This window comes from Paenibacillus sp. CB74 (genome assembly GCF_055687625.1).
Map to the genome: position 1 here is coordinate 504,645 of NZ_CM146009.1, position 12,683 is coordinate 517,327.

At 45.6% G+C, this 12,683-nt stretch carries 14 protein-coding genes; all 14 read left to right on the forward strand.

What is annotated here, in order from left to right; translation table 11 throughout:
- Positions 1-131: 131 nt before the first annotated feature.
- The 14 genes from ACX9NY_RS02220 (at position 132) to ACX9NY_RS02285 (ending at position 12,674) form a co-directional block, all read left to right on the forward strand.
- Positions 132-476 carry a hypothetical protein gene (locus ACX9NY_RS02220; protein WP_445252749.1) on the forward strand — a complete coding sequence of 115 codons (345 nt, stop codon included), beginning with the start codon at positions 132-134 and terminating at the stop codon, positions 474-476.
- A gap of 1,018 nt (positions 477-1,494) precedes the next feature.
- The gene (locus ACX9NY_RS02225; protein WP_472476921.1) at positions 1,495-1,854 is read left to right on the forward strand and encodes a histidine triad nucleotide-binding protein; all 360 of its coding nucleotides are present in this window, start codon (positions 1,495-1,497) and stop codon (positions 1,852-1,854) included.
- Positions 1,855-2,042: 188 nt separating this feature from the next.
- A complete protein-coding gene (gene rpsU, locus ACX9NY_RS02230; RefSeq protein WP_005547957.1) occupies positions 2,043-2,216 on the forward strand; it encodes a 30S ribosomal protein S21 in 174 nt (57 codons plus the stop codon).
- Between the two features lie 15 nt (positions 2,217-2,231).
- The gene (locus ACX9NY_RS02235) at positions 2,232-2,675 is read left to right on the forward strand and encodes a GatB/YqeY domain-containing protein (RefSeq protein WP_062835503.1); all 444 of its coding nucleotides are present in this window, start codon (positions 2,232-2,234) and stop codon (positions 2,673-2,675) included.
- Positions 2,676-2,957: 282 nt separating this feature from the next.
- Positions 2,958-4,280, forward strand: coding sequence for an NfeD family protein (locus ACX9NY_RS02240; RefSeq protein WP_472479191.1), 1,323 nt, complete (start codon positions 2,958-2,960; stop codon positions 4,278-4,280).
- Between the two features lie 165 nt (positions 4,281-4,445).
- Positions 4,446-5,456, forward strand: coding sequence for a flotillin-like protein FloA (gene floA, locus ACX9NY_RS02245; RefSeq protein WP_472476923.1), 1,011 nt, complete (start codon positions 4,446-4,448; stop codon positions 5,454-5,456).
- Between the two features lie 13 nt (positions 5,457-5,469).
- Entirely contained in the window at positions 5,470-6,084 is a 615-nt protein-coding gene (locus ACX9NY_RS02250; RefSeq protein ID WP_472476925.1) for a hypothetical protein, read from the forward strand.
- A 180-nt stretch (positions 6,085-6,264) separates the two neighbouring features.
- Entirely contained in the window at positions 6,265-6,558 is a 294-nt protein-coding gene (gene yqfC / locus ACX9NY_RS02255; protein ID WP_017687241.1) for a sporulation protein YqfC, read from the forward strand.
- Positions 6,555-7,748 carry a sporulation protein YqfD gene (gene yqfD / locus ACX9NY_RS02260; protein ID WP_339236027.1) on the forward strand — a complete coding sequence of 398 codons (1,194 nt, stop codon included), beginning with the start codon at positions 6,555-6,557 and terminating at the stop codon, positions 7,746-7,748. Before yqfC ends, yqfD begins: the two co-directional genes overlap by 4 nt.
- Before the next feature lie 6 nt (positions 7,749-7,754).
- Entirely contained in the window at positions 7,755-8,726 is a 972-nt protein-coding gene (locus ACX9NY_RS02265) for a PhoH family protein (protein WP_339236024.1), read from the forward strand.
- A 16-nt stretch (positions 8,727-8,742) separates the two neighbouring features.
- The gene (locus tag ACX9NY_RS02270) at positions 8,743-10,992 is read left to right on the forward strand and encodes an HD family phosphohydrolase (protein WP_339236022.1); all 2,250 of its coding nucleotides are present in this window, start codon (positions 8,743-8,745) and stop codon (positions 10,990-10,992) included.
- 51 nt (positions 10,993-11,043) lie between these two features.
- Positions 11,044-11,541 (forward strand): rRNA maturation RNase YbeY, encoded by a 498-nt coding sequence (gene ybeY / locus ACX9NY_RS02275; protein WP_472476928.1) that lies wholly within the window; start codon positions 11,044-11,046, stop codon positions 11,539-11,541.
- A complete protein-coding gene (locus ACX9NY_RS02280) occupies positions 11,541-11,912 on the forward strand; it encodes a diacylglycerol kinase family protein (RefSeq protein WP_472476930.1) in 372 nt (123 codons plus the stop codon). Before ybeY ends, ACX9NY_RS02280 begins: the two co-directional genes overlap by 1 nt.
- Positions 11,913-12,260: 348 nt before the next feature.
- Positions 12,261-12,674, forward strand: a complete 414-nt coding sequence (locus ACX9NY_RS02285) for a cytidine deaminase (RefSeq protein WP_339236019.1) — start codon at positions 12,261-12,263, stop codon at positions 12,672-12,674.
- The last annotated feature ends 9 nt before the right edge of the window (positions 12,675-12,683 follow it).

A 12,683-nucleotide genomic window follows, 5' to 3' on the forward strand; every position in this document is an offset into this window, starting at 1 on the left:
GCAGCAGACTTCTAAGGAAGCCGCTCACGGGGTGCTTCTTTTTTTGTGTTTTCTCGTCGGTAGTGTCAATTCGCCCAGTTCTGAATACCATGAAAAGGTGATCAAGAGCAGAATCAGGGAGGCGTTGGCAAGTGGAAAAAGTGGAAGCGAAGAAATTATGCAAGGCACACATGCACCGTTATGTATGTGTACAGATGAATGACGGTATGCACTACGATGGCATCATGGAAAATGTGGATGACGAAATGATCTACCTGGCTGTTCCCGTTGGACCGGAAGCCATGATGAATCATGCGAACTGGGCTCCAAATGCCATGCCTGGAGGGAACTATCCAATAGGTCATACTCGCGGATTTTATCCAGGTTACGGCTACCCTACGCCTTATCCATATTATGGTTATGGCCGCAGACGTTTTAACCGTCTGGTGCTTCCGTTATTTGCGCTTACGGCGTTAACCCTTTTACCGTACTATTGAAATTAAGAAATAAAGGCATACGAACAGTGAGTCATTTTCATGTTCCTTAACGCCTTTGAAAAAGAACAGCTCAGGATGAATATGTTTCATTCGTGGAAAGAAACTACCATGCAGTATGAAATAGAGCGGTTTTATCACATACGGAGTCTCAGCCTGATGTATCGCGACCTGTCATTGCAATACAACTGGCAACATACCGAACATCCCAAAGGTCATGCTTTTGCAGAAGCGAACTTCTGTAAGGCATGACCTTTTTTTGGACCCTAATTAGGGAAAGGTCGATGATAAGTGGAATGGCATATACCGTGTAGTTAACCTGCTGAAAGCAGAAGCGAGCCTTCACGTGTTCGTAGCAGCAAACGGCGAATCGTATTCTGAATATGCGAAAAGCGAGAATGTACCCATGTGTGAGCAACAATCAAGACACCGCATGGCTTTAATTCTCTATTTAATACTCTATTCCGATAAGAAGCTTCGTTTCGGGTGAAATTGATGCTGTTCTCATGCCTTACGGTTGGAGGAGAAGAGCATGATGTGAGCACTAAAGAATCTGAGGCATCTTCTACAAGGTTTTGAAGCGTCAGCAGCAATCTAAAGAATCTGGGACACGCTATAACCGGATAAACAGCCATTTCCAGCATTGTTGTGAGGTTATTTTGGGAAATAACGTGTCTGATGTTCCTTATAATTTTGAAATGAGAGCCTGAGCCCCAATTAAGAGGTTCTGTGTTCCTTAGAAAATGGTCAATTTTCCATACGCGAGTATCAGCCCAGCATGGACCGCAGAACGCCCTTAACTTAATGCAAGTTTCAGATCCTCAAGTAAATCCTCAACAACCTCGATCCAAATGAGATACGAGTCAAACCTTCCGTGAGCCCCAATTCTTGCCGACATTTATAGGAGATGCAGAGTTGACATAGATCACCTGATTGTGTGACTGGACATTGGACGTGAGTTTGTACTTCTAGTATGATAGTAGGGAATACATACATTGGGATACAAAGGAGGGTATGAACTATGGATTGCTTATTTTGCAAAATTGTAGAGGGCACCATTCCCTCCAATAAAGTACTGGAGAATGACCATGTTATCGTGTTTCATGACATCCAGCCCGCTGCACCGACACATGTGCTTGTCATTCCGAAGAAACATATTGCTTCCATGAATGAGGTTACTGCAGAAGATCTGCCTTTGATCGGTGAGATTCATCTGGCTGCTCAAGAAGCAGCCAAGCGTCTTGGCGTGGAGGAAACAGGATATCGTTTAATCAACAATTGTGGTAAGGATGGAGAACAAACTGTTCATCATCTGCATTATCATTTGTTGGGTGGTACAAGACTTGGCGTGTTAACAAGCCTGTCGGATTCTCACCAATAACGAGCTAATGGGTACTACTATTGAGGATTTAGTCATATGCATGAAGTCCATGGATATGTGACCAAACGCTCATATAAATAAGTGATCATTACATTGAGGTTGACACCTTTATTACCTTTCGCCTATAATGAAAGATGATGAACCGTGTTATTGCTCTTGGACGGTCTGGTCGGAGGGAGGGAAAACTGGTGTCTGAAACTAAAGTTCGCAAAAACGAGACTATTGATGCTGCACTTCGTCGTTTTAAACGCTCCATCGCTAAAGATGGCGTATTGGCTGAGGTGAAGAAACGTAAGCATTATGAGAAGCCAAGCGTAAAGCGCAAGAAAAAGTCCGAGGCTGCTCGTAAGAGAAAGTTTTAGGAGGATTTTAACTACATGAATCTTAGCGAACGATTGAACGAAGATATGAAGCAAGCGATGAAGAGTAAGGACAAGTTCAGACTCTCCAACATTCGGTTGATTCGTTCGACGATCAAGAATCTTGAAATAGATTTGAAAAGAGATTTGGATGACAACGAAGTGCTTGATATTCTGAGTCGTGAAATCAAACAGCGCAAAGATGCCCTCCAAGAATTTGACAAAGCGGGCCGTGAAGACCTCGCGGCAAATGCAAAAGCGGAAATTGAAGTACTCATCCAGTACCTTCCCGCACAGCTTTCCGAAGAAGAAATTAAAGTTATTGTACAGCAGACCATCCAGGAAACCGGTGCTTCTTCGAAAGCCGAGATGGGGAAAGTTATGGCGGCCCTTATGCCGAAAGTTAAAGGCAAAGCGGACGGCAAACTGGTGAATCAAGCAGTTCAACAATTCCTGCAATAAAGCAAATCAATAAACACCTTCTGACTTGTCAGAAGGTGTTTTTTCCATTTATTCTAATTCAGGATGTTCTTAGGGAAGACAAATTTCTTTTTAATGGTTAATATATATGATTATGGTTTTATATTCTTGCAATTGATCAGGTTTTCAAATATAATTTTAAGATTTTGAAACGAAATGTTGCATTGCGCGTAATAAATACCATAAGCTGGACAGTATAACATTAATGGAAAAGGGGGGACTATTGTGAAGGGAAAGCGCCGGAAGAAGCTTACGGGGCCATTGATGCTCTTAATGCTGCTGACGCTGTTGCTTCCTGTCTGGATTGGATCACCGTCAGCGCATGCAGCTGAGAAGAGTGGCGCCGTATATATTATTCCGGTTGATAAACCAATCGAGCAGGGACTTGGCAAGTTCATGGAACGCGGGTTCAAGGAAGCGGAAAAGATGGACGCTGGCCTGATCGTTCTTGATATCAATACGCCAGGAGGTCGTGTAGACACTGCGGAAGCGTTGGGTATCCTGATCAAGGACAGTCCGATTGAGACTGTTGCATTTGTCCGTGGAGATGCTGCTTCAGCCGGAAGTTTTCTGGCCCTGAATGCAGATAAGATCGTAATGTCACCAGGCAGTATGATTGGTGCGGCAGCCATGGTGGACAGTACGGGTAAACATGTTGATGATCCAAAGCTTGTTGCATTCTGGAAAAGCAAGATGCAGGGAGCGGCTGAAATCAGTGGTCGTGATGGCAAGATTGCAGCTGGAATGACGGATGTTAACATCGTTGTTGAAATGCCAGAGATCAATAAAACCAAGCAAAAAGGTGAGATTATTGCGCTCTCGGCTGAAGAAGCGCTGAAAGTTGGTTATGCCGACCACATCAGCAACACACCGGAAGAAGCAGCAGCTTGGCTCGGTTACAGTCAGGATGATGTATTTAAGGTGGAACGAACGACAGCGGAGAATATATCATCTTTTCTGACCAATCCCGTTGTCATGACTGTACTTCTATTCCTCGGAATCGCAGGTGTGGCCATTGAATTGATCGTTCCTGGTTTTGGAGTTCCTGGTATTGTGGGTATCGTGTGTTTCGTGTTGTATTTCTCGGGTAATTACATTGCGGGATTTGCCGGAGCAGAGACATGGGTGCTATTTACTGTCGGACTCATCCTGATGATTCTAGAGATGTTCATCCCAAGCATGGGTATTCTTGGTATTCTGGGATCCATTGCACTAGTAGCAGGTGTTGTGAGGGCTGCTTATGATACAAGCGATGCATTTGTGTCATTGGGTATTGCTTTCGGAGCAGCAGTGGTAGTTATTGCTATTATTGCAGTGCTGTTTAAAGATCGAGGGATATGGAATCGATTTATCCTGAGTGACAGTCTCTCTGCGGAACGTGGATACTCATCTGCTACGGAACGCAAAGAGTTGATTGGACTGCAAGGAATCAGTCTGACACCGCTTCGCCCATCTGGAACAGCGATGTTTGAGGGCGAACGAATTGATGTTGTGACCGATGGTGACTTCATTCCAGTTGATACACCGATCATTGTGATTAAAGCGGAAGGTACCCGGATTGTCGTTCAACAAGCACTGCCGGTGTAACTCGCTTTGTTGTCGAAGTGTATTAACACTTCGGCAATGTACATAACCCACTTAAGCTGAAGCTGCCAGCAAGGTGGTGCAATGTTTTATTTTAGCAGCGCACTCATGAATGTCTTCTCTGACTGTCTTTATCAAATTCAAATTGCAAATGGAGGAAATTAAACAATGGACACATCTACGATTACGATTTTGCTCATTGCGGTGGTAGGTATTATCGTATTGAGCGTATTCTTCAGCTTTTTCCCGGTTATGCTCTGGGTTTCGGCGATTGCATCCGGCGTACGCGTAAGCATTATTACACTGGTAGCGATGAGACTGAGACGTGTAACGCCCAGCCGTATCGTTAATCCAATGATTAAAGCAACCAAAGCCGGTCTTAAACTCTCAATGAACCAACTGGAAAGCCACTTCTTGGCTGGTGGTAACGTTGACCGCGTTGTAAATGCTCTGATTGCTGCACAACGTGCGAACATTCCACTGGAATTTGAACGTGCTGCTGCCATTGACCTCGCAGGTCGTGACGTATTGCAAGCTGTACAAATGAGTGTAAATCCTCGAGTAATTGAAACGCCAGTCGTTTCCGCAGTAGCCAAAGATGGTATTGAAGTTAATGTTCGAGCAAGAATTACAGTTCGTGCTAATATTGACCGACTTGTCGGTGGTGCTGGTGAAGAGACAATTATCGCCCGTGTTGGTGAAGGTATCGTAAGTACGAACGGTTCGGCGGACTCTCATAAAGAAGTATTGGAAAATCCAGATCTGATCTCACGTACTGTTTTGTCTAAAGGGCTTGATTCCGGAACTGCATTTGAAATTCTGTCTATTGACATTGCGGACGTTGATGTAGGTAAGAACATTGGTGCCTTCTTGCAAACGGAGCAGGCAGAAGCAGACAAACGAATCGCTCAGGCTAAAGCGGAAGAGCGTCGTGCAATGGCCGTAGCACAAGAGCAAGAGATGAAAGCACGCGTTGTAGAAATGAGAGCACGCGTGGTTGAATCGGAATCCGCAGTACCACTTGCAATGGCAGAGGCTTTGCGTAGTGGGAAAATTGGTGTTATGGATTACATGAATCTAAAAAATATTGAAGCGGATACTCAAATGCGCAATACATTGGGAAAACCTGGTGAAGGTTCGAATTCCAACGATCAGGGTGATTCCAAAAACGGAAGATAGGCGGTGAATGCATATGGGCCTATTTGAATGGATTTTTAATAATCTGTACATTGTAGCTGTTATTGGTTTTGCACTCTTTTCCTTCTTGGGAAAAGCGGCTAAATCTGCTGATCCGAATAAAAAGCGTCCAGGCAATGGGATGCCAACGTTCGGAGGCAGCGGTGACTCGGAGCGTTCACCTGCTTCTCAGACCTCAACGCAGCAATCTTCACGGACTGAGTCTTCCCGTGAAATTCGATACGATGAACCGTATGAGAATCAGTATGATGAACCTTATGAAAACCAATATAATGAAGACCATTACGATCAGCCTAATGAAGGACATTCGAATTCTTCGCGACCTTCAGATGAGGTAGGTAGTCGAGATTTCAGTGGCGGGATGGAACGTTCGCTTGACCAACAAAAGAAAGAATTTGAGAGGCAACAACGTTTGATTCATGAAAGGCTAAATCGCTTTTCTCCTTCGAACAAACCAGTTGTGTCTGATTCTAGTTGGGATCAAGTTGACACAAGTGATTCGGGAAATTCCCAACTTCGTCCTGAAGATATTCGTAAGGGCGTCATATGGGCAGAAGTATTGGGTCCGCCCCGTTCCAAGCAACCGTTTGGTACAAGAGGGAAACTGTAAAGAAGTTAAACTGTTGGACGGAAATAGAGCCGTCTCTGGTGAGCATCAAGCCGCCGGAGACGGCTTTTTCTGTGTTCTCTCCATTTTTCTCAACATTCGTATCTAACACGCCCCGGAATTTTCATAAATTCATGAATCTGCGCATAAGTTGAACTGTAGAGGAAGGGGGAAGACCTTCGAATGACCCGGATCAGCCGCAAGCTGCGCAGATGGACCAGTGAAGTGTTGGATCTGCCGCAGGATGTGCTTTATGATATGCCACGGTTAACCCTGATCGGCAGTAAGCAACTGTATATAGAGAATCATCGCGGTGTCATCCATTTCACCCCGGATCGCATCGTGTTGGCTCTTTCCCAAGGCCAATTGGAGATCAAAGGAACTGCCTTGGTGATACGTAACATTTTGCCGGATGAAGTAGCTGTTGAAGGAACGATTCTGGATATTCATATGAATGGAGTGGAGGGGAACGGATGAAGCAGCCCAGTCTGTCTAAACTGCGGGGAGCAGTCCGAATCACGGTCACTGGGGGAGACATTGAAACATTGATCAACACGGTGGCAGAGCAGGGATTGGAAGTGTGGAACCTGCGTGCTCACGATGGACGCGTGGCAGAGATGAACATTCTGCTGCCGCATTTTTTCAGGCTGCGTCCTGTGTTGAAACGGACAGGCTGCAGGGTGAAAGTGACCCACCGCAGCGGTTTCCCCTTTTTTGCAGCCCGATTATTACGCAGGAAGTTCTTTCTTGGGGGAATGCTGTTTTTTGTAGCAGCTTTGTTTGTGTTGTCATCCATGGTATGGGATGTAGAGGTCAAGGGTAACGTTACCATTCCTACGGACGAGGTGCTCGCAGCAGCGAAGAAAGAGGGGATATATCCTTTCCAATGGGGGTTCCGCTTGCCAAGCCAAGACAAGCTCTCCAGACAGCTTGCACTCGCTCTTCCGGATGTAACCTGGATTGGCGTGAGCAAAGAGGGGACAACCATTACCATTCAGGTCGTGGAATCGGCGCAACCCAAGCGCGAGCCATTACTGAATCCCCGACATCTGATCAGCAAATCAGATGCTGTTGTCACTCAAATCTATGCGGAGCAGGGACGACCTGTTGTTCAGAAGGATATGCGTGTCAAAAAGGGCCAGGTATTAATATCGGGGATTCTCGGGGATGAGGAGAACACCAAAACCATCGTTGCCAAGGGCGAAGTTCGTGGCCTGGTATGGCGTGAGTATCAGGTAGAGGTCCCGTTGGTGCAAAAACATAACACAATGACAGGTGAGAGCAAAGAACGTTTTTACATGGTACTGGGAAAATGGGCGATCCAACTGTGGGGGTACGGAAGTACACCGTTCAGTTCATTTGATACCGAGAGTAGTCACAGACCATTGACGTGGCGATCCTTCACACTCCCGATGGGTTGGCTGACAGAGAAAGATCTGGAGACTCGAGAGCATGAGGAGCAGCAGACGATAGAATGGGCCAGAACGAAAGGATTAGAAGGAGCAAGGAACGATATTATTGCCAAAAACGGTAAAGGAACGAAAATTATAAGTGAAAAAATTTTGCATGAGAAGAAAGAGAATGGTAAAGTTTATATGAAAGTCTTATTTGAAGTAGAAGAAAGCATTGCGGAGGAACTTCCGCTAGTCCATAGTCAAGGAGAATGAGGATATTTGTCAGAGCAAACACGCAGCATACAAATCTCGCTCCAGAGTGCGGGAGAGGGTCAATCTCTTTTTGGACCCCAAGATACTTTTCTTAAACTGATTGAATCCGAGATTCCCGCCCAGATTGCATCCCGCGAAGCGGAAATTGTGATTTTTGGCAGCACACAGCAGGTGGAATCGCTTGAACAATTATTTGATGTGTTACTGCAATTGATACGCAACGGATATGTGTTAACTGAAAGAGATGTGAAGTATGCAATTGAACTTGCCAAGGATATGCGGGCAGACCAGCTACTGGACTTGTTCAAGGGCGAGATTACGACGACATACCGAGGTAAACCAATCCGTGTCAAAACCATTGGACAGAAGCACTATGTAACTACAATTAAAAAACGTGATATTGTATTTGGCATTGGTCCTGCCGGTACGGGTAAAACTTACCTTGCTGTTGTACTGGCTGTTGCCGCAATCAAAGAGGGCAGCGTCAAACGCATTGTACTTACACGGCCTGCGGTTGAAGCGGGCGAGAGTCTTGGGTTTTTGCCAGGTGATCTTCAGGAAAAGGTAGACCCGTATCTGCGACCACTGTACGATGCCCTGTATGACGTTATGGGACAAGAACAGACAGCGAAGGCACTGGAGCGTGGGTTAATCGAAATTGCACCACTCGCCTACATGCGGGGGCGTACCTTGGATGACTCGTTCATCATTCTCGATGAAGCACAGAACACAACGCCGGAACAGATGAAGATGTTTCTGACCCGTCTTGGTTTTGGATCCAAAATGGTTATTACCGGAGACGTGACACAGATTGATTTACCGCGTGGTAAGAAATCCGGGCTTGTGGAAGCGAATACGATCTTGAACGAAGTTGAAGAGATCGGATTTGTGCATTTTGCCGAGCAAGATGTTGTGCGGCATTCTCTCGTCCAGAAAATTATCGTGGCTTACAACCACGCCGCAGAAAATCAAGCATAGAAAGGGATTGTCTAAAGTGACCTCGAAGGAACCGTCAAAAGGCAAATCTTTTCAGAATAAGGCTACAGGATGGAAGTATAGCGTGTGGGCACGCTATCTTCTGTTTTTGTTTCTGGTGATTCTTTTCTACGTGAGTCTGGCTTCCAAGCTGCTCCCTGAGCGGTATGATATTCAGGAAGGTACACGGAGTGAAGTGGATATTGCTGCGCCCATGCAGATTCCGAACAACAAGGCTACACTCAAAGCGCAGGAAGAAGCTGCTGAACGCGTACAGCCGATATTTCAGATCGTGCAGATGCGAAACGAAAATCTGATGACAACCCTGCTTGATCGTGTAGATCGATTGAATCAGGATGATCAGATTTCAAGTCAGGACAAGATTGATATTTATCGGGATGAAATTCCGCAGCGTCATAAGGACTTTGTGACCAACTATATCAATAATAATCGGAAAGCCGGTACATACTCCGAGACTCTGTTGGAAGAGATCAGAAATGTGGTACAGGAGCAAAGTTACCGTATTCCCGAAGAAACCTACATTAAAATCTCGCGCCTGACATCGGATGATATCCAGGAGATGAAACCAGTTGCGAGGGATATTGTTTCCCGGTTAATGACGGATCAGATCAGCGATGCAACCACTGCCCGTGCCAAAGTAGCCGAAATGGTAAGTGTCAGCTCTCTTAGTAAGCGTACGCAACGTGAGGTAGTGCAAGAGCTTGCCCGCCTCGTAGTGACCGCTAACCGCTTCTACGATGAAGAGGGAACCAAGGAAGCGAAGGTTCAGGCACGTGAGAACACGCAAACCGTCTTTATCAAGCAAGGGGACACCTTAGTTGCCAAAGGTGAGATGATCACCCCGGAGATGTATACTTTGCTGGGTGAGAATGATTTGCTGAAAAACGAAGTCAACTACTGGCCACAGCTTGGTCTTCTTATGTTTTCCTGCCTGTTGTCGGCAGCAATTCTGATGTATATTCAGCAATGCAGTGGAACGCATTTCAAATATAATAATGCGCAGCTGTTGATGCTTGTTCTCATTTTTATTATTACGATAGTGGTTATGCATGTGACGGCGATTATTCAAACCAATGAGAGGTCGTATGTAGGCTTCCTTGCACCTGTTGCGGTAGGGGCAATGTTAATTGCACTGCTGCTGGATACGTCACTTGCCTTTGTATGTTCGATCTTGATCGGTATGTTATCCAGCATCATTTTGAACACCCATCAGGGTCAACTTTTTGACTTTGAATTAGGATTCTTCGCCGTGCTCGTGTCGTTTGTTGCGATTTTCGCTACCCATAAGGCCAGTCAGCGATCTACGATCCTGAAAGGGGCTATTATGGTCTGTCTGTTCGGGTCGATAGCCGTCTTCACCCTGGCTTTGATTGACTCGGGCGATTGGAACCGAACTACGACATTGTATGGCGTTGGGTTTGCATTTGCGGGGGGCGTTTTGACAGCCATACTGGTCATTGGGCTGATGCCATTTTTCGAAACATCGTTTGGTATCTTGTCAGCACTCAAACTGGTGGAACTGTCTAATCCGAACCATCCCCTTCTACGCAAGTTGCTTACGGAGACACCGGGTACCTATCATCACAGCGTTATGGTGGGGAATCTGTCCGAAGCTGCAGCAGAAGCCATTGGAGCTAACGGATTGCTGTGCCGAGTGGGTTCATATTATCATGATATTGGCAAGACGAAGCGTCCCATCTATTTTATTGAGAATCAGAACAATATGGAGAACCCGCATGATTCAATTGATCCAAAACTGAGCAAATCCATTATTGTTGCTCATGCACGCGATGGGGTGGAAATGCAGAAGGATTACAAGCTGCCTAAACCTATTCGGGATATTGCGGAACAGCATCACGGAACGACCTTTCTCCACTTTTTCTATCACAAAGCACTGCGTCAGGCGGAAGAAGCGGGAGTTGAACCTGATTTTACGGAAGAAGATTTCCGTTACCCTGGGCCGAAGGCTCAGTCCAAGGAATCTGCTATTGTTGGCATTGCCGATAGTGTGGAGGCTGCTGTGAGATCTTTGCGTAAACCGACTGTGGAGCAAGTGGAATCCATGATTGAGAAGATTATTAAAGGACGATTGGACGATCATCAATTCAATGATTGTGATCTTACGATGCGCGAACTGGATATCGTCGCCAGAACATTGAAGGAAACGGTGATGGGTATCTTCCACTCCAGGATAGAATATCCGGAGGAGATTAAGAAACCAAAGCCGACTTCACCCGAAGCGGGTTGATTTCACTTTTTGAAGAACCTCTAATATTGAGCAGACAGGAGTTATGAAAGAATGAGTCTTAATCTGGCATGGAATAATGAACAACAGGATAAAGAAATTACAGAACCGATGATTGCGATGCTGGAACAGTTGCTGAATCTCGCCGGAGAAGCGGAAGGTGTTGCAGACGGGGAAGTGGCTCTGACTTTTGTGAACGATGAACAGATCCATGAGTTGAACCGTGATTATCGCGGTATTGACCGTCCTACGGATGTATTGTCTTTTGCGATGAACGAAACGGTGGATGAAGAGCTTGATATTATCTATGAGCTTGACGAAGATGAAGAAATGGAAGAAATGCCGGATGTTCTTGGAGACATCATCATTTCCGTACCACGGACCATCCTGCAAAGCGAGGAGTATGGACACTCTTTTGAACGTGAACTTGGTTTTCTGTTTGTCCATGGTTTTTTACACCTTCTCGGATATGACCATCAGGATGAGGCAAGTGAGGCTGAAATGATGAGTAAACAAGAAGCGGTATTGGCCCAGGCCGGGTTGACACGATAATGAAAAGGCGCTCCTGGGGTCTGGTATTCCGCAATGCTGCGGAAGGAATCGCATATGGGTTGCGGACTCAGCGTAATGTGAGAGTTCACACGGGAGTGGCTATTTTGATGTGTGTAGCCGGCTTTTTTTTCAGAATCTCAAGAACGGATTGGATGTTTGTGCTGACCGCTGTCTTTTTGGTCCTGGTGACTGAATTGATGAATACGGCTGTAGAGGCTGCAGTTGATTTGGCACATCCCCATATCCATCCGCTGGCAAAAGCGGCGAAGGATACCGCGGCCGGGGCAGTTCTGCTGGCTGCGGTATTCGCCGTCATCATCGGTTGTATCGTTTTTATTAAGCCGGTGATGAGCTGGCTGGGTATGTATTGATTTTGTATTAACATTGTTTTAATTCGTTTCAATTTGATTTTAATACTACACACTAATATAAAGTTGGATCTTTTTTAAGTTGAACTTGTAGACATTACACGATAACGAAGAGGACAGAAATAACGTGTAGAAGCGTAGCGTTCGCCTAAAAGCTTTCTGAAAGAAAGCTACATCGGAAGCATATGCCTATCCCCGGATTTTCACTTTAAAAAAGTGAATCAAAAAATCTGGGGATAACAGCGATCGAAGGGTTATTCTGGACGCGGAGTGGCTAGTGTAAATTTGGCTTTGGTTGAACTTAATTCCTAGGTAGTAACTTTATATTGCACCCTAAGGGAGAGAATATTAATGGATAATGATTTGCTCATGCAGGAGGCAATTAAGGCGCGTACGAAGGCATATACGCCTTACTCCCATTTTGGTGTAGGTGCAGCTTTGCTTGACAGTGAAGGACATGTGCATCATGGTTGTAATATTGAGAATGCTGCGTATACTCCAGGCAACTGTGCTGAACGTACAGCGATGTTCAGTGCCATCGCAGGTGGGCAGAAACCTCGCAGCTTCAAAGCGATTGCCATTGTGGGAGATACGGATGGTCCGATTGCTCCATGTGGTGTATGTCGTCAGGTGATGTACGAGCTGTGTGAACCCGATATGAAAGTCATCTTGGGGAATATGAAAGGTGATCTGCAAGAGACCACCGTTGCTGAACTGTTACCTTGGGCTTTTGGGCCTTCTGATCTAAATTCTGCCAAAAAATAAACCAATATT